Annotated in this window: 26 protein-coding genes; 25 read left to right on the top strand and 1 reads right to left on the bottom strand. The window is 43.0% G+C overall.

What is annotated here, in order from left to right:
- Positions 1-47 precede the first annotated feature (47 nt).
- On the top strand, positions 48-3,608 hold the full coding sequence (gene smc, locus MTN95_RS01955) for a chromosome segregation protein SMC (protein ID WP_248336768.1): 3,561 nt from the start codon (positions 48-50) through the stop codon (positions 3,606-3,608).
- Between the two features lie 19 nt (positions 3,609-3,627).
- On the top strand, positions 3,628-4,617 hold the full coding sequence (gene ftsY, locus MTN95_RS01950; protein ID WP_248336765.1) for a signal recognition particle-docking protein FtsY: 990 nt from the start codon (positions 3,628-3,630) through the stop codon (positions 4,615-4,617).
- A 39-nt stretch (positions 4,618-4,656) separates the two neighbouring features.
- Here the strand turns inward: ftsY and MTN95_RS01945 are convergent, their stop codons facing one another.
- Positions 4,657-5,142: an Ig-like domain-containing protein gene (locus MTN95_RS01945; RefSeq protein ID WP_248336763.1), complete on the bottom strand. Its 486-nt coding sequence runs from the start codon at positions 5,140-5,142 to the stop codon at positions 4,657-4,659.
- A gap of 177 nt (positions 5,143-5,319) precedes the next feature.
- Here MTN95_RS01945 and MTN95_RS01940 point away from each other — a divergent pair, with 177 nt between their 5' ends.
- The 23 genes from MTN95_RS01940 (at position 5,320) to flgC (ending at position 25,619) form a co-directional block, all read left to right on the top strand.
- On the top strand, positions 5,320-5,652 hold the full coding sequence (locus MTN95_RS01940; RefSeq protein ID WP_024121379.1) for a putative DNA-binding protein: 333 nt from the start codon (positions 5,320-5,322) through the stop codon (positions 5,650-5,652).
- A 13-nt stretch (positions 5,653-5,665) separates the two neighbouring features.
- On the top strand, positions 5,666-7,006 hold the full coding sequence (gene ffh / locus MTN95_RS01935; protein ID WP_024121380.1) for a signal recognition particle protein: 1,341 nt from the start codon (positions 5,666-5,668) through the stop codon (positions 7,004-7,006).
- A 105-nt stretch (positions 7,007-7,111) separates the two neighbouring features.
- Entirely contained in the window at positions 7,112-7,384 is a 273-nt protein-coding gene (rpsP, locus tag MTN95_RS01930) for a 30S ribosomal protein S16 (RefSeq protein ID WP_003220815.1), read from the top strand.
- Positions 7,384-7,629, top strand: a complete 246-nt coding sequence (locus MTN95_RS01925; RefSeq protein WP_024121381.1) for a KH domain-containing protein — start codon at positions 7,384-7,386, stop codon at positions 7,627-7,629. Before rpsP ends, MTN95_RS01925 begins: the two co-directional genes overlap by 1 nt.
- Positions 7,630-7,750: 121 nt before the next feature.
- The gene (locus MTN95_RS01920; RefSeq protein WP_024121382.1) at positions 7,751-8,137 is read left to right on the top strand and encodes a YlqD family protein; all 387 of its coding nucleotides are present in this window, start codon (positions 7,751-7,753) and stop codon (positions 8,135-8,137) included.
- A gap of 4 nt (positions 8,138-8,141) precedes the next feature.
- Entirely contained in the window at positions 8,142-8,666 is a 525-nt protein-coding gene (rimM, locus tag MTN95_RS01915) for a ribosome maturation factor RimM (RefSeq protein ID WP_248336761.1), read from the top strand.
- The gene (trmD, locus tag MTN95_RS01910) at positions 8,663-9,394 is read left to right on the top strand and encodes a tRNA (guanosine(37)-N1)-methyltransferase TrmD (protein WP_105954225.1); all 732 of its coding nucleotides are present in this window, start codon (positions 8,663-8,665) and stop codon (positions 9,392-9,394) included. The genes rimM and trmD overlap by 4 nt, the downstream gene beginning before the upstream one ends.
- A gap of 139 nt (positions 9,395-9,533) precedes the next feature.
- Complete coding sequence (gene rplS, locus MTN95_RS01905; RefSeq protein ID WP_010334229.1) at positions 9,534-9,881, top strand: 50S ribosomal protein L19; 348 nt, start codon at positions 9,534-9,536, stop codon at positions 9,879-9,881.
- Between the two features lie 144 nt (positions 9,882-10,025).
- Positions 10,026-10,874 (top strand): ribosome biogenesis GTPase YlqF, encoded by an 849-nt coding sequence (gene ylqF / locus MTN95_RS01900; RefSeq protein ID WP_010334231.1) that lies wholly within the window; start codon positions 10,026-10,028, stop codon positions 10,872-10,874.
- A 70-nt stretch (positions 10,875-10,944) separates the two neighbouring features.
- On the top strand, positions 10,945-11,712 hold the full coding sequence (locus tag MTN95_RS01895) for a ribonuclease HII (protein ID WP_248336759.1): 768 nt from the start codon (positions 10,945-10,947) through the stop codon (positions 11,710-11,712).
- Between the two features lie 28 nt (positions 11,713-11,740).
- The gene (locus tag MTN95_RS01890) at positions 11,741-13,471 is read left to right on the top strand and encodes a hypothetical protein (RefSeq protein WP_248336757.1); all 1,731 of its coding nucleotides are present in this window, start codon (positions 11,741-11,743) and stop codon (positions 13,469-13,471) included.
- A complete protein-coding gene (locus MTN95_RS01885; protein WP_059292791.1) occupies positions 13,468-13,749 on the top strand; it encodes a FlhB-like flagellar biosynthesis protein in 282 nt (93 codons plus the stop codon). The genes MTN95_RS01890 and MTN95_RS01885 overlap by 4 nt, the downstream gene beginning before the upstream one ends.
- A 173-nt stretch (positions 13,750-13,922) precedes the next feature.
- A complete protein-coding gene (gene sucC / locus MTN95_RS01880; RefSeq protein ID WP_003238568.1) occupies positions 13,923-15,080 on the top strand; it encodes an ADP-forming succinate--CoA ligase subunit beta in 1,158 nt (385 codons plus the stop codon).
- A gap of 28 nt (positions 15,081-15,108) precedes the next feature.
- A complete protein-coding gene (gene sucD, locus MTN95_RS01875; protein ID WP_024121388.1) occupies positions 15,109-16,011 on the top strand; it encodes a succinate--CoA ligase subunit alpha in 903 nt (300 codons plus the stop codon).
- Positions 16,012-16,071: 60 nt separating this feature from the next.
- Positions 16,072-16,971, top strand: coding sequence for a DNA-processing protein DprA (dprA, locus tag MTN95_RS01870; RefSeq protein ID WP_105954228.1), 900 nt, complete (start codon positions 16,072-16,074; stop codon positions 16,969-16,971).
- A gap of 190 nt (positions 16,972-17,161) precedes the next feature.
- Positions 17,162-19,237, top strand: coding sequence for a type I DNA topoisomerase (topA, locus tag MTN95_RS01865; RefSeq protein ID WP_044155905.1), 2,076 nt, complete (start codon positions 17,162-17,164; stop codon positions 19,235-19,237).
- Positions 19,238-19,312: 75 nt separating this feature from the next.
- Positions 19,313-20,620, top strand: coding sequence for an FADH(2)-oxidizing methylenetetrahydrofolate--tRNA-(uracil(54)-C(5))-methyltransferase TrmFO (gene trmFO / locus MTN95_RS01860; protein WP_024121391.1), 1,308 nt, complete (start codon positions 19,313-19,315; stop codon positions 20,618-20,620).
- 67 nt (positions 20,621-20,687) lie between these two features.
- The gene (gene xerC / locus MTN95_RS01855) at positions 20,688-21,602 is read left to right on the top strand and encodes a tyrosine recombinase XerC (protein WP_044155903.1); all 915 of its coding nucleotides are present in this window, start codon (positions 20,688-20,690) and stop codon (positions 21,600-21,602) included.
- Positions 21,603-21,614: 12 nt separating this feature from the next.
- Positions 21,615-22,160, top strand: coding sequence for an ATP-dependent protease subunit ClpQ (clpQ, locus tag MTN95_RS01850; RefSeq protein ID WP_014663962.1), 546 nt, complete (start codon positions 21,615-21,617; stop codon positions 22,158-22,160).
- A gap of 16 nt (positions 22,161-22,176) precedes the next feature.
- On the top strand, positions 22,177-23,580 hold the full coding sequence (hslU, locus tag MTN95_RS01845) for an ATP-dependent protease ATPase subunit HslU (protein WP_024121393.1): 1,404 nt from the start codon (positions 22,177-22,179) through the stop codon (positions 23,578-23,580).
- A gap of 38 nt (positions 23,581-23,618) precedes the next feature.
- Positions 23,619-24,398, top strand: a complete 780-nt coding sequence (gene codY, locus MTN95_RS01840; protein WP_003220850.1) for a GTP-sensing pleiotropic transcriptional regulator CodY — start codon at positions 23,619-23,621, stop codon at positions 24,396-24,398.
- Positions 24,399-24,777: 379 nt separating this feature from the next.
- The gene (flgB, locus tag MTN95_RS01835; protein ID WP_248336755.1) at positions 24,778-25,167 is read left to right on the top strand and encodes a flagellar basal body rod protein FlgB; all 390 of its coding nucleotides are present in this window, start codon (positions 24,778-24,780) and stop codon (positions 25,165-25,167) included.
- The gene (flgC, locus tag MTN95_RS01830) at positions 25,167-25,619 is read left to right on the top strand and encodes a flagellar basal body rod protein FlgC (protein ID WP_044155899.1); all 453 of its coding nucleotides are present in this window, start codon (positions 25,167-25,169) and stop codon (positions 25,617-25,619) included. The genes flgB and flgC overlap by 1 nt, the downstream gene beginning before the upstream one ends.
- Positions 25,620-25,628 lie beyond the last annotated feature (9 nt).

The raw sequence follows: 25,628 nt of genomic DNA, 5'->3' as shown, positions 1-25,628 counted from the left end.
CATGTTTATGATAAAATTGAAATACTTATTACATAAGGAGGATCGCTATGTTCCTCAAACGTTTAGACGTTATAGGATTTAAATCATTTGCAGAACGGATTTCCGTTGATTTTGTAAAAGGCGTCACTGCGGTTGTCGGCCCGAACGGAAGCGGAAAAAGCAATATCACAGACGCTATTCGCTGGGTTCTTGGAGAACAATCAGCACGTTCCCTTCGCGGCGGGAAAATGGAAGATATTATTTTTGCCGGCAGTGATTCGAGAAAACGGTTAAATCTTGCCGAAGTTACACTTACGCTTGATAATGACGATCATTTTTTGCCGATTGACTTCCATGAGGTCAGTGTCACAAGACGTGTGTACAGATCTGGCGAGAGTGAATTTTTAATTAACAATCAGCCGTGCCGCTTAAAAGATATTATTGATTTATTTATGGACTCAGGACTTGGAAAAGAAGCATTTTCGATTATCAGCCAAGGGAAAGTGGAAGAAATCCTGAGCAGCAAAGCGGAGGATCGCCGCAGTATCTTTGAAGAAGCAGCAGGGGTGCTCAAATACAAAACGAGAAAGAAAAAAGCAGAAAACAAGCTGTTTGAAACCCAGGATAATTTAAACCGGGTAGAAGATATATTACATGAGCTGGAAGGCCAGGTTGAACCTCTTAAAATACAGGCCTCAATCGCGAAAGACTACCTGGAGAAAAAGAAAGAGCTTGAGCACGTTGAAATTGCGCTGACTGCTTACGATATTGAAGAGCTGCACGCCAAATGGTCAAGCCTTCAGGAGAAAGTGCAAGCCGCTAAGGAAGAAGAGCTCGCTGAATCGTCTGCTATTTCAGCAAAAGAAGCGAAAATTGAAGATGCGCGAGACAAAATTCAAGCGCTCGATGAATCAGTGGACGAGCTCCAGCAAGTCTTGCTTGTGACAAGTGAGGAGCTTGAAAAGCTGGAAGGGCGCAAAGAAGTACTGAAAGAACGCAAAAAAAACGCTGTGCAAAACCGAGAGCAGCTTGAAGAAGCCATCGTACAGTTTCAGCAAAAAGGAGCTGTGCTGAAAGAAGATCTTGCGAAGCAGGAAGCTGTTTTCGAAACGCTTCAGACAGAAGTGAAAGATTTAAAAGCACAGGTGAAGGAAAAGCAGCAGGCTCTCAGTCTTCATAATGAAAATGTCGAAGAGAAAATTGAACAGCTGAAAAGCGATTACTTTGAGCTGTTAAACAGCCAGGCGTCGATTCGCAATGAGCTCCAGCTGCTTGATGACCAGATGTCCCAATCAGCCGTTACCCAGCAGAGGCTGGCTGATAATAATGAAAAGCATCTGCAGGAACGGCGCGATATTTCCGCCCAAAAAGCTGCATGTGAAACCGAGTTTGCCCGCATAGAGCAGGAGATTCACAGCCAAGTCGGCGCGTATCGTGAAATGCAGGTCAAATACGAGCAGAAAAAGCGTCAATATGAGAAAAATGAATCTGCTCTTTACCAAGCATACCAATACGTCCAGCAGGCGAGATCAAAAAAAGACATGCTTGAGACGATGCAGGGAGATTTCTCCGGCTTTTATCAAGGTGTTAAAGAGGTACTGAAAGCGAAAGAGCGGCTTGGCGGAATTCGCGGGGCAGTCCTTGAGCTGATTTCAACAGAACAAAAGTATGAAACGGCCATTGAAATAGCACTCGGAGCTTCAGCACAGCATGTCGTGACCGATGATGAACAGTCCGCCCGTAAAGCGATTCAATATCTGAAACAGAATTCGTTCGGCCGGGCGACATTTCTGCCGCTTTCTGTTATCAAAGACCGTCAGCTTCAAAGCAGGGACGCGGCAACTGCGGAGCAGCACCCGTCATTTCTCGGGGTTGCCAGTGATCTTGTCACATTTGATCCGGCGTATCGCCGTATCATTCAAAACCTGCTTGGCACCGTTCTGATTACAGAGCATTTAAAAGGCGCAAATGAGCTTGCGAAGCTGCTTGGACACCGTTACCGCATTGTTACTCTCGAGGGCGATGTCGTGAATCCTGGAGGTTCAATGACGGGGGGCGCCGTTAAAAAGAAAAACAACTCCCTGCTAGGAAGAAGCCGGGAATTAGAGGATGTCACCCAGCGGCTCGCTGAGATGGAAGAAAAAACAGCGCAGCTTGAACAAGAGGTCAAAATCCTTAAGCAATCCATTCAGGAGATGGAGAAAAAACTGGCTGATTTAAGAGAGGCCGGGGAAGGCTTAAGAGTGAAGCAGCAGGATGTGAAAGGCCAGCTGTATGAGCTTCAAGTCGCTGAGAAGAATATCAATACTCACTTAGAGCTCTATGATCAAGAGAAATCAGCTCTTTCAGAAAGCGATCAAGAGAAGAAAGCGCGCAAACGCGAGCTGGAAGAAAAGCTTTCTTCCGTATCCGAAAAGATGAAACAGCTTGAAGAGGATATTGATAGACTGACAAAACAAAAACAGACACAGTCCTCTACAAAAGAGTCTCTCTCCAATGAGCTGACTGAGCTGAAGATCGCAGCAGCGAAAAAAGAGCAAGCATGTAAGAGCGAAGAGGATAACCTCGCTAGATTAAAGAAAGAGCTCCAAGAAACTGAGCTTGCTTTAAAAGAGACGAAAGAGGACCTAAGCTTCTTAACGTCAGAAATGTCATCAAGCACAAGCGGCGAAGAAAAACTGGAAGAGGCCGCGAAACATAAATTGAATGACAAAACAAAAACAATTGAATTGATTGCGTTAAGGCGTGACCAGAGAATCAAACTTCAGCAGGGGCTTGATACGTATGAGCGCGAGCTGAAAGAAATGAAGCGCCTGTATAAACAAAAAACAACGCTCTTAAAAGACGAAGAAGTAAAACTAGGCCGAATGGAAGTCGAGCTTGATAATTTGCTGCAATACTTGCGGGAAGAATACAGCTTGTCTTTTGAGGGAGCTAAAGAGAAATACCAGCTTGAAACAGATCCTGAGGAAGCACGAAAGCGCGTGAAGCTGATTAAACTCGCAATAGAAGAGCTTGGAACGGTAAACCTAGGAAGCATAGATGAGTTTGAGAGGGTTAACGAACGCTATCAATTCTTGTCAGAGCAAAAAGAAGATTTAACAGAAGCAAAAAATACCCTGTTCCAAGTGATTGAGGAAATGGACGAAGAGATGACGAAACGCTTTAATGACACATTCGTCCAAATCCGCTCTCACTTTGATCAAGTCTTCCGCTCCTTATTCGGAGGAGGACGAGCGGAATTAAGGCTTACCGATCCGAATGATCTGCTGCATTCCGGAGTGGAAATTATCGCGCAGCCGCCGGGGAAAAAACTGCAAAACTTAAACCTTTTGTCTGGCGGAGAGCGTGCGCTTACTGCTATTGCGCTCTTATTCTCAATTTTAAAGGTGCGCCCTGTGCCGTTTTGTGTTCTAGACGAGGTAGAAGCCGCGCTTGACGAAGCAAATGTGTTCCGGTTTGCGCAGTATTTGAAAAAATACAGTGCCGATACCCAGTTTATTGTGATTACCCACAGAAAAGGCACAATGGAGGAAGCTGATGTGCTTTACGGAGTGACAATGCAGGAATCCGGTGTTTCTAAGGTCATCTCAGTGAAGCTGGAAGAGACAAAAGAATTCGTTCAGTAACGAGGAAAGAGGTTATAAGATGAGCTTTTTTAAAAAATTAAAAGAGAAAATCACCAAACAGACAGATTCCGTATCTGAAAAGTTTAAGGACGGCCTTGAAAAAACGAGAAACTCCTTTCAAAACAAAGTGAATGATCTCGTGTCCCGTTACCGTAAAATTGATGAGGACTTCTTCGAAGAGCTTGAAGAGGTTCTGATCAGTGCTGATGTCGGTTTTACAACGGTTATGGAGCTGATAGACGAGCTCAAAAAAGAAGTGAAACGCAGAAATATTCAAGAGCCGCAGGAAGTGCAGTCTGTTATTTCTGAGAAGCTGGTGGAGATTTATAACAGCGGAGACGAACAAATTTCTGAGCTGAACATTCAGGAAGGGCGTTTAAATGTCATTCTCCTAGTCGGCGTAAATGGAGTCGGCAAAACGACAACGATCGGAAAGCTTGCTCATAAACTAAAGCAAGAAGGGAAATCTGTTGTACTCGCTGCCGGAGACACTTTCAGAGCAGGAGCGATTGAACAGCTTGAAGTATGGGGAGAACGTACGGGTGTGCCTGTCATTAAGCAGGCGGCCGGCAGCGATCCTGCGGCTGTCATCTATGATGCTGTTCACGCTGCCAAAGCGAGAGAAGCCGATGTATTAATTTGTGATACGGCAGGGCGTCTTCAAAATAAGGTAAACCTGATGAAGGAGCTCGAAAAGGTGAAACGCGTTATCGAAAGAGAAGTGCCTGAAGCGCCTCATGAGGTGCTGCTTGCCCTTGATGCCACGACTGGACAAAACGCAATGGCACAGGCGAAGGAGTTCTCTAAAGCAACAAACGTTACAGGAATTGCTTTAACAAAGCTTGACGGCACTGCAAAAGGCGGCATTGTCCTTGCGATTCGCAACGAGCTTCATATTCCGGTTAAATTAGTCGGTTTAGGAGAAAAAGTTGATGATCTTCAGGAGTTTGACGCTGAATCTTACGTATACGGGCTCTTTTCAGATTTAGTGGAAAAAGCGGAGGATTAAAAAGACAGACAGCCCCCAAAAGCATTGGGGGCTGTTTTGTTATCGTCTCACTTGATAGGCGAAATGATAAAGGCTGTTATCAGTGGATAGCAATTTCGCATCACCTGAATAAACTCTGAATGGAATAATGTCATAGTAATGAACGGAAACAGATGTGTAATACGTGTAGTATCCAGCAGCAGGTCCTAAATACATTGGAACGTTAAACTTTCCGTTTTCATCAGTTGTTCCCGCAGCTGTCTGTGTTGTATTCCCGACTTTTGTATCTGCTTCGAAGCTGACTGGTGTGTTTGGCACTGGCGCTCCATTTTCGTCGAGCAATGTACCGCTTATCGTAATATTGTACTTGACTCGCCAAAATTGGCCCTGTCCGTAATTGATTTTGCCGTACACGCCTCCGTCCGTGCTAATATTTGAGATGGAGGCCTTATAAGGGGCTTCGGCCGCAGCTGCTTGCTGGGCGGGAAAAATAAATGGTAACACGGCAGCCAAGCATAACATAACCAATAAACCGATTTTTTTCATGAGAATCCTCCTTTAAAATAGGGTACATATACAATATCGGAATAAATTAGATGGTGTTTAGTTAATATTGGAAAAAGTGATCGTTGCTTTGACAAGATAAAAACTTGACACTCATATTAAAACCATGTAAACTAAGTTATCGTAAAGGGATTTGACTTAACAAAGGGGAGAGCTCATATGTCGCTCGAAAAGACAACGAGAATGAATTATCTGTTTGATTTTTATCAGTCGTTGTTGACGTCTAAACAGAAGAGCTATATGTCTCTTTATTATTTGGACGATTTCTCCCTTGGCGAAATAGCCGAAGAGTATGAGGTTTCAAGACAAGCTGTTTATGATAACATCAAACGAACAGAAGCGATGCTTGAACAATATGAAGAAAAGCTGCTCCTTTTGAAAAAGTTTCAGGAGCGTAAAGAGATGTTTAATAAGCTGAAGGAGCTTGCTTCCGGTACTAAAGAAGAGGAAGAAATTACAGCTCTGATTGAAGCGCTTGAGAAATTAGATTAGGAGGCGGCAAACTATGGCATTTGAAGGATTAGCCGACCGACTGCAGCAGACGATTTCTAAAATCCGCGGAAAAGGGAAAGTCAGCGAACAAGATGTAAAAGAAATGATGCGTGAGGTTCGTCTTGCGCTGCTTGAGGCTGACGTTAACTTTAAAGTAGTAAAGGATTTTGTGAAAAAAGTAAGTGAACGGGCTGTAGGCCAAGACGTCATGAAAAGCCTGACGCCCGGCCAGCAGGTCATTAAAGTCGTTAAAGAGGAACTGACAGAGCTGATGGGCGGCGAAGAAAGCAAAATTGCCGTCGCGAAGCGGCCGCCGACTGTTATTATGATGGTTGGTCTCCAGGGTGCCGGTAAAACGACAACGAGCGGTAAGCTTGCAAATCTGCTGCGCAAAAAGCATAATCGCAAACCGATGCTGGTTGCTGCCGATATTTACCGTCCTGCTGCAATCAAGCAGCTGGAAACGCTAGGCAAGCAGCTCGACATGCCTGTTTTTTCCCTTGGTGATCAGGTCAGCCCTGTAGAAATAGCCAAGCAGGCTATCGAAAAAGCCAAGGAAGAACACTATGATTATGTCATTTTGGATACGGCAGGCCGTTTGCATATCGACCATGAGCTTATGGATGAACTGACCCAAGTGAAAGAAATCGCGAATCCGGAAGAAATCTTTCTGGTTGTCGATTCAATGACCGGGCAGGATGCCGTGAATGTAGCCAAAAGCTTTAACGAACAGCTCGGTTTAACCGGTGTTGTGTTAACGAAGCTTGATGGAGACACGCGCGGGGGTGCTGCACTTTCCATTCGTGCGGTGACAAACACGCCGATTAAATTCGCCGGTTTAGGCGAAAAGCTTGATGCATTAGAAGCATTCCATCCTGAACGCATGGCATCAAGGATTCTCGGCATGGGTGACGTGTTAACATTGATTGAAAAAGCTCAGGCAACCGTCGATGAAGACAAGGCCAAAGAGCTGGAACAAAAAATGAGAACAATGAGCTTCACATTGGATGATTTTCTGGAGCAGCTCGGACAGGTCAGAAACATGGGACCTCTGGATGAGCTTCTGCAAATGATGCCGGGTGCAGGTAAGATGAAAGGCTTGAAAAATATTCAAGTTGATGAAAAGCAGCTGAATCATGTGGAAGCGATCATTAAATCGATGACTGTTCTTGAAAAAGAACAGCCAGATATCATTAATGCCAGCCGGCGCAAGCGGATTGCGAAAGGAAGCGGGACGTCCGTACAGGAAGTCAACCGTCTGCTTAAGCAGTTTGACGAAATGAAAAAAATGATGAAGCAGATGACAAACATGTCAAAAGGAAAGAAAAAAGGATTTAAGTTACCTTTTATGTAATCGGTTATACATGATAAAACCGTTGTTAAGAAAAAACACTTTACAAACACTTTTATCATTGTTAATATACTATCTTGTTGAAATATTTTCGGAGGTGCTAGTAAAATGGCAGTAAAAATTCGTTTAAAACGTATGGGAGCAAAAAAATCTCCTTTCTATCGTATTGTTGTAGCAGATTCTCGTTCACCGCGTGACGGCCGTTTCATCGAAACAGTCGGCACTTACAACCCGGTTGCAAAACCAGCGGAAGTAAAAATCGATGAAGAGCTTGCTCTTAAATGGCTTCAAACTGGAGCGAAACCATCTGATACAGTTCGCAACTTGTTCTCTAGCCAAGGAATCATGGAAAAATTCCACAACGCTAAACAAGGCAAGTAATGACTGATCAACACTTGGAAGATTTGATTGTCACGATTGTGACGCCGCTTGTTGATCATCCAGATGACATTCGGGTCATAAGAGAAGAAACCGATCAAAAGATTGCGCTGCGCTTATCTGTTCATAAGTCAGATACCGGTAAAGTTATCGGGAAGCAAGGCCGGACTGCAAAAGCGATTCGAACAGCTGTATTTGCAGCTGGCGCACAGTCTTCTAAGAAAGTTCAATTTGAAATATTTGACTAAAAGGGAGAGGGCCGGCACCTCCCCTTTTTTTACACGCAAAAAACGGGTAAACTGATAGAAGATAAGACAAGATAGAAAAGTCTGGTCTTGAAAAAGTTTTAAAAGCAGGGAGCTTGGTGCGATGCAAATTATTCACCGTGTAGCCGTTATGCAAGTCTTAACCGAGCGCAGCAAAGAAAAGCTTTTATCTACTTTCACAGAAAAGAAGCAAATGCTTGAACGAGAATGCAGCCAGCTCTATTTTCAGCTTAGAAAACATGAAAAAGAACAGCAGAACCCAGATGTAATTGAACAATTTAAAAAGGCAATAGAAAAACGAAAAGATAATATGAAAATGATCGATTTTCAAATTACCCAAGTACATACATTACCGCTTGGCAGTGAAATGAAAGAAAAGGAAATCGATGCGCTGCTGACCATTGAAGTCGGAGATGACTGGCATGAGAAAACAGCAGCAAACACCATCGTCATAAAAGACGGAACAGTAATTGAAATTCGCCAGAGGTGATTATATGACAAAGCGATGGTTTAATGTCGGTAAAATTGTAAATACCCACGGAATTAAAGGCGAGGTGCGGGTCATTTCAAAAACGGATTTTGCCGAAGAACGGTACAAGCCGGGCAACACGCTGTATTTGTTTATGGACGGACGCCAAGAACCGATAGAGGTAACGGTAAACACGTACAGGCTGCATAAGCAATTTCATCTGCTGCAGTTTAAAGAAAGACAAAGCCTGAATGAAGTAGAGGAACTGAAAAACGCCATCATCAAAGTTCCTGAAGAGGATTTGGGTGAGCTGAATGAAGGAGAATTTTATTTCCACGAAATTATCGGCTGTGAAGTTTTTACCGAAGAAGGCGAACTGATCGGAAAGGTGAAAGAAATTTTAACACCGGGAGCCAATGATGTATGGGTAATCGGGCGTAAAGGTAAAAAAGACGCGCTGATCCCTTACATTGAATCAGTCGTCAAACAGATTGATATCAACGAAAAGAAAATTGAGATTCAACTCATGGAAGGATTAATAGACGAATGAAAATCGATTTTTTGACGCTGTTTCCTGAAATGTTTGAAGGGGTGCTCGGTTCATCCATTCTTCAAAAAGCCCAAGAAAAAGAAGCAGTGCAGTTCCAGATCGTCAATTTCCGGGAGTATTCTGATAACAAGCATAATACAGTGGATGATTATCCTTACGGTGGCGGAGCAGGTATGGTTCTTAAGCCTCAGCCTGTTTTTGACGCGGTTGAGGATTTGACCTCAAAAGCCGACAGTCCGCCGCGCGTTATCCTCGTCTGCCCGCAAGGTGAGCGTTTCACACAAAAAAAAGCCGAGGAATTGGCAAAGGAAGAGCATTTGCTGTTTATCTGCGGCCATTATGAAGGCTATGATGAGCGAATCCGCGAGCATTTGGTGACAGATGAAATATCAATTGGCGACTTCGTTCTGACAGGCGGTGAGCTGCCTGCGATGATGATTGCTGACAGTGTCGTCAGGCTGCTTCCGGGTGTGCTTGGCAAAGAGGCTTCCCACATAGAGGATTCGTTCAGTACGGGGCTCTTGGAGCATCCGCATTATACAAGACCGGCAGATTATAAAGGTTTAAAAGTGCCTGAAACACTTCTATCAGGAAACCATGCTAAAATCAAAGAATGGCGGAATAAAGAATCGATCAGAAGAACCTATGTAAGACGCCCGGATCTTCTGAAAGACTATCCGCTTACAGAGCAAGAAAGAAAATGGATTTCTGAATGGGAAAAAGAATAGATTTTATTGCATAGGCTATGAAATTGTGATAAGATACTACTTGTGGCTTGAACGGGCTTATCCGTTGAAAGCTTGAAAACGATGTTCCGCTGTGCCGGGTTTTGAGGCCAAGAGCATCTGTTGGAAGGAGTTGAAAACGATGCAAAAACTAATTGAAGATATCACAAAAGAACAGCTTCGTACTGATCTTCCTACGTTCCGTCCTGGTGACACTTTACGTGTACACGTAAAAGTTGTTGAGGGTAACCGTGAGCGTATCCAGATTTTTGAAGGTGTTGTGATCAAGCGTCGTGGTGGTGGAATCAGCGAAACGTTCACAGTTCGTAAGATTTCTTACGGTGTTGGCGTTGAACGTACTTTCCCTGTACACACACCAAAAATCGCGAAAATCGAAGTTGTACGTTACGGTAAAGTACGCCGTGCTAAGCTTTACTACCTGCGTGAACTTCGCGGAAAAGCGGCTCGTATTAAAGAAATCAGACGATAATGATAACGAACGAAAAGAGCTTGTTACCAGTAACAGGCTCTTTTTTTATACAGAATTTGAAAATGCCGGTCAGGCATCGTAAAATACATAAAGAACAACTAAGAATCTTGCACACTCAGAAGATAAAGGCGGTGTTCGTGTCACATGACAATCCAATGGTTCCCTGGCCATATGGCAAAGGCAAGACGGGAAGTAACCGAAAAATTAAAATTAATCGATATTGTATATGAATTGGTAGATGCCAGAATCCCGATGTCATCAAGAAACCCAATGATTGAAGACATCTTGAAAAATAAGCCGAGAATTATGCTGTTAAATAAAGCTGACAAAGCAGATGCGGCAGTTACACAGCAGTGGAAAGAGCACTTTGAGAACCAAGGAATCCGCTCTCTGTCCATTAATTCTGTAAATGGCCAAGGATTAAATCAAATCGTTCCGGCTTCAAAAGATATCCTGCAGGAGAAATTTGACCGGATGAGAGCAAAAGGTGTAAAGCCAAGAGCGATCCGGGCGCTGATCATCGGCATTCCGAACGTCGGAAAATCAACGCTTATCAACCGGCTGGCAAAGAAAAACATTGCGAAAACCGGAGACAGACCGGGTATCACAACATCTCAGCAATGGGTCAAAGTCGGAAAAGAATTAGAGCTTTTAGACACTCCGGGGATTTTATGGCCTAAATTTGAGGATGAGCTTGTCGGGTTGAGGCTGGCAGTTACGGGGGCTATTAAAGACTCGATTATCAATCTTCAGGATGTTGCCGTGTTTGGCCTCCGTTTTCTCGAAGAACATTATCCTGAACGGCTTAAAGAACGCTACGGGCTCGATGAGATACCCGAAGACATCGCGGAGCTGTTTGATGCAATAGGTGAAAAACGCGGCTGCCTCATGAGCGGTGGGCTTATTAACTACGATAAAACGACTGAAGTGATCATTCGTGATATCCGCACAGAAAAGTTCGGGAGGCTGTCATTCGAACAGCCGACGATGTAAAGACGCGCAGAAATGCGGGTCTTTATTTTTTCCTGACAGGACCGATACATACAGTAAGGGAGAAGAGAAAGTGAATACATTAACCGTAAAAGACATTAGAGACCGTCTGCAAGAGATAAGAGATGACCAGGACCCATTTCTTGCCCAGTGTGAAAATGATCCGAGAAAAAGCGTACAAGCGCTTGTAGAGCAATGGTTGAAAAAGCACGCAAAGGAAAAAGCGCTAAAAGATCAGTGGGTGAATATGACCTCCTATGAAAGGCTTGCGAGAAACAAGGGGTTTCGTTTTATTGCAGGAGTAGACGAAGTAGGGCGGGGCCCATTGGCAGGGCCGGTGGTCGCCAGCGCAGTCATCCTTCCTGAGGAATGCGAAATACTTGGACTCACAGACTCAAAAAAGCTTACAGAAAAAAAGCGTGAGGAATATTACGATCTCATTATGAAAGAAGCTGTGGCAGTCGGTATAGGAATTGTAGAAGCAGCTGTTATTGATGAGATCAATATTTATGAAGCCTCAAAATTGGCAATGGTCGAAGCAATCCGCGATTTGTCCGATACACCCGATTATTTGCTCGTTGACGCGATGACACTGCCGCTCGATACGTCTCAGTCTTCAATTATAAAAGGTGATGCCAGAAGCGTGTCTATCGCAGCAGGTGCGTGTATTGCGAAAGTAACGAGAGACCGGATGATGAGCGCATATGCCGAAAAGTATCCGCAGTACGGCTTTGAAAAAAATAAAGGCTATGGGACAAAAGAGCATCTTGAAGCGCTCGCAGCTTATGGACCGACCGACTTGCACCGGAAAACTTTCGCTCCTGTTCAATCTTACAGATAATCTAATGGACAAGGAGGCACCTTTTGAAATGAACATACGAAATGATGTACAGCAGGCGCTCAAAAACCTTTTTGGAAACACTGCAGCTCCGCAGGAAACATCAAATACAACCGACGAATCAAATACCGTAAAGCGTCTCCTTTTAGGAAAAGTGCTTCGTTTATTAGGGGACCAGCATGCACTGATCCAAGTAGGGAATCAAACGATTCAAGGCAAACTTGAAACCCAGCTTCGCCCTCAGGCGTATTACTGGTTTTCCTACGAAAAAAAACCAGCGGAACAGACAGGCCGTCTCCAGGTTGTTCAAAGCTTTGACCAAAATCCCAAAACCATTGAGGATGCAGCGGGCAAGCTTCTGAACGCTATTTCAGTGAAGCTGTCAAACGCATCCCTTATGATGGCTGGCGCAATGCTGAAAAGCAAAACACCCATCACAGAAAATGATATCAAAACAGCCGTCCGCTGGATGGACACGCTGCCTGCGACAGACACAAAAAAAGCCATCGAAACAGTTTTATTTGCCTTAAAGCGGGATCTCCCCGTTCACCCCGATGTTTTGAGCGGAGTTCATGCTGTCAAATCACCTGTACCGCTCCATCAGCACTTATCTCAGCTGATTCAGGCTATTCATCAAAATCCTCAGCCGAGCCAGACGCTGACAAAGCTAAAAGAAGCCGTTACGGCACTTTTTAATAGTGAAACAGATGTCCATGCAGAACGTCTTATCGAGAAGCTTATCTCGTTAACGGATCATAACAGATCTGCTTCTTCAGTCAGTACAGCTGGAAACCGGGAGCTTAGCGCAGCAGACGGCTCCGCAGGAAAGGCAAACTGGGCGCCTGCAAACCCGCAGGAGCAGCAGCGAAACATACGAGATGGTGCCGCTAAAACTGTCTCAGACATTCCAATGAAAGAAGCAGGAAGGCTGTTGGCCACACTGACGGAAGCTGCGGATAAAAACGGCAATACAATCGTAAAAGAAGCAGCGAATTGGATAAAGGCTGTTGTTTCCTCTAGTCAAAATAAGCCTGAGGCAGCAGCATCTGCTTTGCAGACCGCGCAAGTCACGGATCAAGAAGCAGAAGTGTTTTTAAAGGCTGTTCAGCAGACAGCTCCTAATTTGGCGGATAAGGCAGATGTTCTTTCCTTCTTATCCAAAGTGAAAATGGCAATAGGCGCTCGAGATGAGCTTGCTTTTATTAAAGCGTTTGAACAAGGCACCGCAGTGCTGCCCGATGATATTCAATCAGTTAAGATGGCTCTTCATGCTGCCAGAGCGTCACATGAGTTAGCGGAACCTGTCAAACAGGAAGCGGATCAGCTCTTCCATAAATTAAACGGTCAGCTTCTCATGCAGCAGGATCATCCTTCCTACAGCCAAATTGTGATGTCATTTCCGATGTTTTCAAAATCGGGGGTTCAGGACATGACTGTTCTGTTTAAAGGACAAAAAGAAGCGGATGGAAAGCTCGATCCTTCCCATTGCCGGCTCTTGTTTTTACTGCAATTGGATACGTTAAAAGAAACAGTTGTTGACTGCCTGATACAGCAGCAAGTCATGACGATTACAATTGAGACGGACTTTGAACTTCAGCCGGCAATCGATCCCATGGTGCCCGCCCTCAAGCAATCGCTCAAAGAAATGGGCTACAGTCTTTCAGGAGTTAACGCTAAAAAACGCCTTCAATCTGATGAAAAGGCTACAATTGATCAATACATAACAAGCATCAGTGATCAGGGAGTGGATGTGAAAATATGAACGAGCAAACGCCTTTAAGAAAAGCCATAGCTCTCCATTATGACGAAAAAAAAGACAAGGCGCCAAGAGTAATTGCAACCGGGAAGGGCCATGTTGCTGACAACATTATAAAAGAAGCTAAAAAGGCGGGGGTCCCGATCCAAGAAGATCGGACCCTTGTCGAATTAATGCGCCATTTGACTGTGGATGACCAGATCCCGGAAGCACTTTATGAAACGGTAGCCGAGATTTTTTCTTTCATTTACAGATTGGACGAAAGTGTAAAAAATAAAAAATAGCTAAAATATTCCCCATTCTCCGCTTGAAATTTATGTTTTTAATAAAATAAAAGTTTGAATGTTTAGAAGGATTTTAAGATTTTGCATCGAACTCTAGACAATTCTTCCAGTATTATATAGAATGAAAGCGCAGTCTATTTTTAGTTTTGTTACATAAGTTAGGAGGATGGGAAATGAATATCCATGAGTACCAGGGAAAAGAAGTCCTCAGAAAATATGGGGTATCTGTTCCTGAAGGTAAAGTGGCTTTTACAGCAGAAGAAGCAGTTGAAAAAGCAAAGAGCTTATCCAGCTCGGTTTATGTCGTAAAGGCTCAAATTCATGCTGGCGGTCGAGGCAAAGCTGGTGGGGTAAAAATAGCAAAATCATTAGACGAAGTAAAAGCGTATGCCGAAGAACTTTTAGGTAAGACCCTCGTTACGCATCAGACGGGTCCGGACGGGCAAGTAATAAAACGCTTACTTATTGAAGAAGGCTGCGATATTAAAAAGGAATACTATGTGGGATTAGTGCTTGACCGTGCCACTTCAAGAATTGTTCTGATGGCCTCTGAAGAAGGCGGAACAGAAATTGAAGAAGTAGCAGAGAAAACACCGGAAAAAATCAAAAAGGCTGTCATTGATCCGGCTGTTGGCCTCCAAGGCTATCAAGCTAGAGAAATTGCATTCGCTATCAATATTCCAAAAGAGCTTGTGGGGAAAGCTGCTAAATTTATGCTTGGACTATACAAAGCGTTTGTTGAGAAAGACTGCTCAATCGCCGAAATCAATCCTCTCGTTGTAACTGGAGACGGGAATGTGATGGCGCTTGATGCGAAATTAAATTTTGACAGCAACGCATTATACAGACAAAAAGATATTATGGAATACAGAGATTTGGACGAAGAAGATCCAAAAGAAATTGAAGCGTCTAAATACGATCTGAGCTACATTTCCCTTGATGGAAATATCGGATGCATGGTAAACGGCGCTGGACTAGCAATGTCCACGATGGATATCATTAAACATTATGGAGGAGAACCGGCCAACTTCCTTGATGTCGGGGGCGGCGCAACCGCAGAAAAAGTCACGGAAGCATTTAAAATCATTCTTTCTGATCAAAATGTTAAAGGGATTTTCGTCAACATTTTCGGAGGCATTATGAAATGTGATGTCATCGCAGAAGGGGTTGTTGAAGCGACAAGGCAAGTCGGTTTAACATTGCCGCTTGTCGTCCGTCTTGAAGGAACAAACGTGGATCTAGGGAAGAAAATCCTTAGTGAATCAGGATTAAATATTACATCTGCGGAATCCATGGCTGACGGCGCGCAGAAAATCGTATCTTTAGTATAGGAAAGAATGAAAGGCAGGGGACCAAATAATGAGTGTTTTTATCAATAAAGATACAAGAGTTATTGTACAAGGGATTACAGGTTCTACCGCTTTATTCCATACGAAGCAGATGCTTGAATACGGCACAAATATCGTGGGCGGTGTGACACCTGGAAAAGGCGGAACAGAAGTAGAAGGGGTACCTGTATTTAATACAGTGGCTGATGCAGTTCATACGACTGGCGCAAATGCGTCTGTTATCTATGTTCCGGCACCGTTTGCAGCTGATGCAATTATGGAAGCGGTAGATGCGGAGCTTGATCTGGTCATTTGCATCACAGAGCATATCCCGGTATTAGATATGGTAAAAGTGAAACGCTTTATGGAAGGCAAGAAAACGAGATTAATAGGACCGAACTGTCCTGGCGTCATCACGCCTGATGAATGTAAAATCGGCATTATGCCCGGATATATCCATAAAAAGGGTCATGTAGGCGTTGTATCGCGTTCAGGAACATTAACATACGAAGCGGTGCATCAGCTGTCAGAAGCGGGTGTAGGACAGTCTACAGCTGTTGGAATCGGCGGCGATCCTGTAAATGGAACCAACTTCATTGACGTTTTAAAAGCGTTTAACGAAGATCCTGAAACACACGCTGTCATCATGATCGGCGAAATCGGCGGTACAGCTGAAGAGGAAGCTGCTGAGTGGGTAAAAGCCAACATGACAAAACCGGTAGTCGGATTCATTGGCGGTAAAACAGCACCTCCAGGGAAGCGCATGGGGCATGCAGGCGCCATCATTTCCGGCGGAAAAGGCACGGCTGATGAAAAAATTAAAACACTTAATGAATGCGGAATCGAAGTTGCAGAGACACCTTCTGTCATGGGAGAAACATTAATTAAAGTGTTGAAAGAAAAGAATTTATTTGAAACGTGCAAAACTCATTAATAGAGAAGGGACAGCCATCTTGGCTGTTCCTGCTTTTGCTGTTAAAAGGAGGTTCTCATATTGGATCAGGCCGCTGCCTGTTTAATCACTTGCAGAATCAACCAATTACTATCCCCGTCTCTTCTATTAAAATGGTGGAAAGCTGATCCGTCAATGTCACTGTCAAATCCTTCATGTGCATTAGAAACAGCTTCACGCGGCAAAGTAAGGGCTGCGGCACTAAAAAATAAAATAGAAGAACAATATCCAAAACTCCAGCATTTACTCTCTGTATATCAACAGCAAGGCATTAAAGTCATCCCAATATCCTCAGATCAATATCCATTCTGGCTGAAAACCATTTATGATCCGCCTCCCGTGCTGTTTGCAAAAGGTGATATATCCCTTCTTTCTCAAGGGAGAAAAATAGGAATTGTAGGTACGAGACATCCGACAGCCTATGGAATCCGGGTTGTCAATCATCTTACAATAGAGCTTTGCCATAAAAAGTGGGTGATTGTCAGCGGGCTGGCGTCTGGGATTGACGGATTGTCCCATGCTGCAAGTATTAAGGCGAAGGGGCGGACAATCGGAGTCATCGCAGGCGGATTTCAGAACATTTATCCTCGAGAAAATCTTCAATTAGCAGAACACATGGCTAAACACCATCTTCTTCTGTCAGAGCATCCACCTGAAACCAAACCCCAAAAATGGCATTTCCCTATGAGAAACCGTATCATCAGCGGGTTAAGTGAGGGCATTATTGTTGTGCAGGGCAAAGAAAAAAGCGGTTCTTTGATTACCGCATACCAAGCACTGGAACAAGGGAGAGAAGTATTTGCCGTACCCGGTTCTGTATTTGATCCTTACGCCGGAGGTCCTATAAAATTGATTCAAGAGGGGGCTAAAGCCATATGGTCAGCAGAGGATATTTATGCAGAGCTTCCTGAGAAAAACGTTCAATATACGGAACCCTTTTGAATTATCGTTTGACAAACAGCATTGTAATATTTAATAATAGTGAGGATTTAAAGTTGCATATTGTTTTCTATTTAAATAATGACGTTCATCATAAAGAATGAAATGTTGAAAGCCAAATAAAGACAGCTGCAAATATAAAATAAAATTTGAAATACTTGAAGAGAGAGAACACCTCTTGAGGGGGATGAAAATGTCTGATTATCTAGTCATCGTGGAATCGCCCGCTAAGGCGAAAACGATTGAACGTTACTTAGGTAAAAAATATAAAGTGAAAGCATCAATGGGACATGTCCGGGATCTTCCAAAAAGTCAAATGGGAGTTGACATAGAACAAAATTTCGAACCGAAATATATAACCATTCGAGGTAAAGGTCCGGTACTAAAAGAGCTGAAAACGGCTGCCAAAAAAGCTAAAAAAGTTTATCTCGCAGCCGACCCCGACAGAGAAGGGGAAGCGATTGCATGGCACTTGGCCCACAGCCTTGATTTGGATCTTCATTCAGACTGCCGTGTTGTGTTTAACGAAATTACGAAAGATGCAATTAAAGAATCATTTAAGCATCCCCGCATGATCAATATGGATTTGGTGGATGCACAGCAGGCGAGACGTATATTAGACAGGCTCGTCGGATATAAAATCAGCCCAATCCTTTGGAAAAAAGTCAAAAAAGGACTCAGTGCTGGCCGTGTTCAATCTGTTGCCCTTCGTTTAATTATTGATCGTGAAAAGGAAATTAACGACTTTAAGCCAGAGGAATATTGGACAATAGACGGCACGTTCTTAAAAGGACAGGAGACGTTTGAAGCGGGCTTTTTCGGTAAAAACGGCAAAAAACTTCCTTTAAAGAGTGAAGCGGATGTAAAAGACATACTTTCTCAGCTCAAAGGCAATAAGTATACAGTTGAAAAAGTAACTAAAAAGGAACGTAAACGTAATCCGGCCTTGCCATTTACAACTTCCACCCTTCAGCAGGAAGCAGCGCGTAAGCTCAATTTCAGAGCGAAGAAAACGATGATGATTGCGCAGCAATTATATGAAGGAATTGATCTTGGAAAAGAAGGAACTGTCGGTCTGATCACATATATGAGAACGGATTCAACCCGCATTTCCAATACAGCAGTTGATGAAGCGGCAGCGTTTATTGATCAAACGTACGGAAAAGAGTACTTAGGCGGCAAAAGAAAGCCCGCTAAAAAGAATGAAAATGCTCAGGATGCCCACGAAGCGATCCGTCCGACGTCGGTTCTTAGAAAACCAAGCGAATTAAAAGCAGTCCTTGGCAGAGATCAGCTGAGACTGTATAAATTAATTTGGGAGCGCTTTGTTGCCAGTCAAATGGCATCTGCTGTTTTAGATACAATGAGTGTTGATTTGACAAACAACGGTTTGACTTTTCGCGCAAACGGAAGTAAAGTCAAGTTTTCCGGGTTTATGAAAGTGTATGTTGAAGGCAAAGACGATCAATTGGAAGAAAAAGACCGGATGCTGCCTGACTTGCAAGAGGGAGACACTGTTTTATCTAAGGACATAGAACCGGAACAGCATTTTACCCAGCCGCCTCCGCGCTATACTGAGGCCCGTTTGGTTAAAACGCTTGAAGAACTCGGGATCGGCCGTCCTTCCACTTATGCTCCGACGCTTGATACGATTCAGCGGCGCGGGTACGTTGGTTTGGATAATAAACGGTTTGTTCCCACAGAATTAGGGCAGATCGTGCTTGAGCTGATCATGGAATTTTTCCCTGAAATCATTAACGTTGAGTTTACGGCAAAAATGGAAAAAGACCTTGATAATGTTGAGGAAGGCAATATAGAATGGGTACAGATTATTGATAACTTCTATACCGATTTTGAAAAGCGCGTGAAAAAAGCCGAATCAGAAATGAAGGAAGTTGAAATAGAACCAGAATATGCTGGAGAAGATTGTGAATTATGCAGTTCTCCTATGGTATATAAAATGGGCCGATACGGTAAATTCTTAGCTTGCTCCAATTTCCCCGATTGCCGGAATACAAAGCCGATTGTCAAACAAATCGGTGTGAAGTGTCCGAGCTGCGGAGAAGGAAATATTGTTGAGCGAAAATCGAAAAAGAAGCGGGTTTTTTACGGCTGTGACCGTTATCCGGACTGTGAATTCGTTTCCTGGGACAAACCAATTGAACGAAAATGTCCGAAATGCGGAAAAATGCTTGTTGAGAAAAAGCTCAAAAAAGGCATACAAGTCCAATGCGTGGAATGCGATTATAAGGAAGAACCACAGAAGTAGCGGTGAGCAGGGTCTTGCTCACCTTCTTTGTGTGTTAAAAGAAGACAATGAATAATAAACTAGGAGATGTGAAAGATGAATCAACAAACAGTGAATGTAATCGGAGCCGGACTCGCAGGCAGTGAAGCGGCGTGGCAGCTTGCCAAACGGGGGATTCAAGTCAGATTATATGAAATGCGCCCAGTCAAACAGACGCCTGCCCATCATACTGATAAATTTGCAGAACTGGTATGCAGCAACTCTTTACGCTCCAATACACTTGCTAACGCTGTAGGTGTATTAAAAGAAGAAATGCGTGCGCTTGATTCAGCAATTATTGCTGCGGCTGACGAATGCTCAGTGCCTGCCGGGGGCGCACTCGCGGTAGACCGGCATGAATTTGCGGCAAGTGTGACAAACCGGGTGAAAAACCATCCCAACGTTACCGTCGTTAATGAAGAAGTAACAGAAATACCTGAAGGACCAACGATTATCGCAACTGGTCCGTTAACTTCAGAATCATTGTCTGCACAGTTAAAAGAGCTTACTGGAGAGGACTATTTATACTTCTATGATGCAGCAGCGCCTATCGTAGAGAAAGACAGCCTGGACATGGATAAAGTGTATTTGAAATCCCGTTATGACAAAGGAGAAGCGGCTTATCTAAACTGCCCGATGACAGAAGAAGAGTTTGACCGTTTTCATGAAGCTTTGACATCAGCAGAAACTGTGCCGTTAAAAGAGTTTGAAAAAGAGATTTTCTTTGAGGGCTGCATGCCGATTGAAGTAATGGCAAAACGAGGAAAGAAAACAATGCTTTTCGGACCGATGAAGCCAGTGGGATTAGAGCATCCTGTTACCGGAAAACGTCCATATGCAGTCGTTCAGCTCAGACAGGATGATGCGGCGGGAACTCTCTATAATATTGTAGGATTCCAAACTCATTTAAAATGGGGAGACCAAAAGGAAGTCCTCAAATTGATTCCCGGACTTGAAAATGTGGAAATCGTCAGATACGGTGTTATGCACAGAAATACATTCATTAATTCTCCAAGCTTGTTAAAACCGACTTACCAATTTAAAAAACGGAACGATTTGTTCTTCGCAGGACAAATGACGGGAGTAGAAGGATATGTGGAATCGGCTGCTTCTGGGCTTGTAGCAGGTATTAATGCGGCTAAACTTGTTTTAGGAGAAGAGCTTGTCACTTTTCCTCAGGAAACAGCAATAGGCAGTATGGCTCACTATATTACAACAACAAACCAGAAGAACTTCCAGCCGATGAATGCAAACTTTGGGCTTTTGAAAGATTTGCCTGTTAAAATTAAAAATAAAAAAGAGCGTAATGAACAGTACGCAAATCGGGCGATCGAGACAATTCAAACAATTTCGAAAACAATATAGGTATTGATTGCAACTTGATCGCGATTTGTGATACCATTTAAAAGCCCTTCCTGGGGAGGTATTTGGCATGGAGAATGTTAAGAATTTCGTAAAGTTATTCGTTGAATATTTACAAATTGAAAAAAATTATTCACAATATACTATTGTGAATTATGTGGATTCAATTGAAGAATTCGAGACTTTCCTGCGCGTTCAAGGTATAAATGGATTTGAAGAAGTTGCATATCAAGATACTAGAATTTTTTTGACGGAAGCCTATGAAAAGGGTTTATCGAGAAGAACAATCAGCAAAAAAATTTCTGCATTGAGAAGCTTTTACAAATTTCTGATGCGAGAAAAGCTTGTTGATGATAATCCGTTCCAGCTTGTTCATCTGCCGAAACAAGAGAAACGGATACCGAAGTTTCTATATCAAAAAGAGCTTGAGGAACTGTTTGAAGTTTCAGATATAAGCCAGCCGACCGGCATGAGGGATCAAGCGCTATTAGAGCTTCTCTATGCCACCGGAATGAGGGTCAGTGAATGCTCTTCCATAAGTGTTCATGATCTTGATTTATTTATGGATACTGTGCTTGTTCACGGGAAAGGCAAGAAACAGCGTTATATCCCTTTTGGGTCTTACGCCCGCGAAGCGTTGAAGTTATATATGAATAGCGGAAGACAGTGCTTGCTGAAAAAAGCAAAAGAACCTCATGATCTATTATTCGTGAATCAAAGAGGCGGACCGCTTACAGCCCGAGGCATTAGGCACATTTTAAGCGGGCTTGTCAAAAAAGCGTCCGGCACTTTACATATCCATCCGCATATGCTTCGACATACGTTCGCCACTCATCTATTAAACGAAGGAGCAGATTTGAGGAGCGTTCAAGAACTGCTCGGGCATTCCAATCTGTCTTCGACACAGATATACACGCACGTTTCGAAGGAAATGTTGAGAAACACATATATGTCTCACCATCCAAGAGCTTTTAAGAAAAATTAAAGGAGGCCCTTTATGTCATCTTTTCATGCGACCACAATCTTTGCAGTACAGCATAAGGGACGAAGCGCAATGTCCGGAGACGGTCAAGTTACATTTGGTCAGGCTGTTGTAATGAAACATACTGCGAGAAAAGTAAGAAAACTGTTTAACGGCAAGGTTCTCGCAGGATTTGCGGGATCTGTTGCAGACGCTTTCACTCTATTCGAAAAGTTCGAAGCGAAACTTGAAGAATATAATGGCAACTTAAAACGGGCTGCTGTTGAGCTTGCAAAGGAATGGCGAAGTGACAAAGTGCTTAGAAAGCTTGAAGCCATGCTGATCGTTATGAATCAAGATACCTTGCTTCTCGTATCGGGAACTGGTGAGGTTATCGAGCCGGATGACGGCATTCTGGCAATTGGATCAGGCGGCAATTACGCTTTGGCAGCCGGAAGGGCGCTGAAAAAGCATGCCGGGGAGAGCATGACTGCAAGTGAGATTGCTAGAGCTGCGCTGGAAACAGCGGGCGAAATTTGTGTATACACGAACGATCAAATCATACTGGAAGAGCTTGAATAGAAAGGACTTGAGGCGCATGGAAAAAAAACCGTTAACACCAAGACAGATTGTAGATCGGTTAGACCAATACATCGTCGGTCAGCAAAACGCGAAAAAAGCTGTCGCCGTGGCATTAAGAAACCGCTATAGAAGAAGTCTCCTGGATGAAAAGCTGAAAGACGAGGTCGTTCCGAAAAACATTTTAATGATGGGGCCTACCGGGGTAGGGAAAACTGAAATTGCCAGACGAATCGCTAAGCTTTCAGGTGCGCCATTTATCAAAATTGAAGCAACAAAATTTACAGAAGTCGGCTATGTAGGCAGAGACGTTGAATCAATGGTCAGAGACCTTGTGGAAACTTCTGTTCGTCTTATAAAGGAAGAAAAAATCAACGAAGTGAAGGAACAGGCAGAAGAAAATGCAAACAAACGCATTGTTCGCCTGTTAGTTCCAGGGAAGAAAAAACAATCAGGCGTTAAAAACCCGTTTGAAATGTTTTTCGGCGGCAGCCAGCCAAACGGCGAAGACGAAACGGAAAGCCAGGAAGAAGCAAACATTGAAGAAAAAAGAAAACGCATGGCTCATCAGCTGGCATTAGGAGAGCTCGAAGACCACTATGTTACTGTAGAAGTTGAAGAGCAGCAGCCTTCTATGTTTGACATGCTGCAGGGCTCGGGTATGGAGCAGATGGGCATGAATATGCAGGATGCACTGAGCGGATTGATGCCAAAGAAAAAGAAACGCCGTAAAATGACAGTCAGAGAAGCCAGAAAAGTCCTGACGAATGAAGAGGCAAGCAAACTCATCGATATGGATGAAGTCAGCCAGGAAGCTGTCCATCGGGCAGAAGAGAGCGGAATTATCTTTATCGACGAGATTGATAAAATTGCAAAAAACGGTGGCGCGTCATCTTCAGCTGATGTATCAAGAGAAGGTGTTCAGCGTGATATTCTCCCAATCGTTGAGGGTTCTACCGTTGTCACTAAATACGGTTCAGTTAAAACAGACCATGTATTGTTTATTGCAGCGGGAGCATTTCATATGGCCAAACCGTCTGATCTGATTCCTGAACTGCAAGGGCGTTTTCCAATTCGTGTAGAACTGAGCAAACTGACGGTTGACGATTTCGTGAGAATTTTAGTTGAACCCGATAACGCGCTCTTGAAACAATATCAGGCATTATTGCAGACAGAGGGTATATCTCTTGAATTTTCTGACGAAGCTATTCATAAGATTGCTGAAGTCGCCTATCATGTGAACCAGGAAACAGATAATATCGGTGCGAGACGCCTTCATACAATACTCGAACGTCTGTTAGAAGATCTCTCTTTTGAAGCTCCGGATGTAACAATGGAGAATATAACGATTACACCGCAGTATGTGGAAGAAAAGCTCGGAACGATAGCTAAAAACAAAGATTTAAGTCAATTTATATTGTGAAAATTTAATAAGAGGAATGTTTAGGAGGATCATTTATCATGGCTTTATTACAAAAAACAAGAATTATTAACTCCATGCTGCAAGCTGCGGCAGGGAAACCGGTTAACTTTAAAGAAATGGCGGAAACGCTTCGGGATGTAATTGATTCCAATATTTTCGTTGTGAGCCGCAGAGGAAAACTTCTCGGCTACTCTATCAACCAGCAAATTGAAAATGACCGTATGAAAAAAATGCTTGAGGATCGCCAATTCCCAGAGGAATATACGAAGAATCTGTTCAACGTCCCTGAAACATCTTCTAACCTGGATATCAACAGTGAGTATACTGCTTTCCCTGTTGAAAACAGAGACTTGTTCCAAGCTGGTTTAACAACAATTGTGCCGATCATCGGAGGCGGAGAAAGATTAGGTACACTCATTCTTTCACGTTTACAGGATCAATTTAATGATGATGATTTAATTCTTGCTGAATACGGCGCTACAGTTGTCGGAATGGAAATTCTGAGAGAAAAAGCAGAAGAAATTGAAGAAGAAGCAAGAAGCAAAGCAGTCGTACAAATGGCAATCAGCTCTCTTTCTTATAGTGAGCTTGAAGCAATTGAACACATCTTTGAAGAGCTTGACGGAAACGAAGGTCTCCTTGTTGCAAGTAAGATTGCAGACCGTGTCGGCATTACCCGCTCAGTTATTGTTAACGCACTCAGAAAGCTTGAAAGCGCCGGTGTAATTGAATCAAGATCATTAGGAATGAAGGGTACTTATATCAAAGTGCTCAACAACAAATTCCTGATTGAATTAGAAAATCTGAAATCCCATTAATAAAAAAAGAACCCCTTTTTAAGGGGTTCTTTTTTTATTCAAATAAAGGAAATCAATAAGCTTTATTTCCTGGGCGAAAAGTCTTTCTTTGTAATAATTTTAATAAAGTTTATTATTTTCTTCATAAAAACAGAAAAATGACGAAATAAATGGGGAAAATACAGAAATCCAGCTATTTTCAGCCTTATATCAAAGTAAAAAACATAGTTCAAATAATCTAGGACTATGTACCTAGTTGTAAAATAGATATATATGAGGACATTTTTTTACACGAACTTCATAGACTTTATGCCTGTTATTTCTTACAATAAGCATATGGTTTTACAAATCTCGACAAGGATATTGAGGGTGAAAAAAACTGAAATGGAGGTAAGTGGATTTGAGCTTATTTTCTGGAACGATACAAAATCTTGAAAATGCCTTGGGCAGAGCGAATATTAAGCAAAAAGCCATAACTAATAATATTGCTAATATAGATACACCGAACTATAAGGCGAAAAAAGTCTCTTTCCAAAATTTATTAGATCAAGAATCCTCTCGTCTCGAATCTATAAAAACAGACTATCGGCATGTTGATTTTTCTGATGCTGATTCAAATTATTCAATTGTAACGAGCGGAGATACATCTTATCAGCAAAACAGAAATAACGTTGACGTTGACAAAGAGATGACAGAACTAGCTGAAAATCAGATTAACTATCAAGCTTTAGTTGAAAGAATGAACGGCAAATTCAATTCTCTGAAGACCGTACTAACAGGAGGGAAATAATGACAGCTTTTCAAAGCTTAAATGTTTCAGCATCAGCTTTAACAGCTCAGCGCCTCAGAATGGATGTTGTATCGTCTAACTTGGCGAATATGGATACGACAAGAGCCAAGCAGGTAAACGGTGAGTGGGTGCCTTACAGAAGGAAAATGGTTTCGCTTCAGTCAAAAGGTGAATCGTTCTCGTCGATTTTGAATTCTAAAATGAGCGGAAGCGGCAATGTCGGAAATGGGGTAAAGGTTACAAAAATCACTGAAGATAACTCTGATTTTAATCTGGTCTATGATCCGACTGACCCTGATGCAAACGCTGAAGGATATGTTCAAAAGCCAAATGTTGATCCATTAAAAGAAATGGTTGATCTTGTCAGCAGTACGAGATCATATGAGGCCAATGTCACAGCAATGAATGCCTCAAAGGGAATGCTGATGAAGGCTCTAGAAATCGGAAAGTAAGGTGATGAA

The sequence above is a fragment of the Bacillus sp. 2CMS4F genome (assembly GCF_023161785.1).
Taxonomy (GTDB): Bacteria; Bacillota; Bacilli; order Bacillales; family Bacillaceae; genus Bacillus; species Bacillus halotolerans.
Note: the sequence above shows the minus strand (reverse complement) of the source record. Positions and strands in the feature narration are given on the sequence as shown.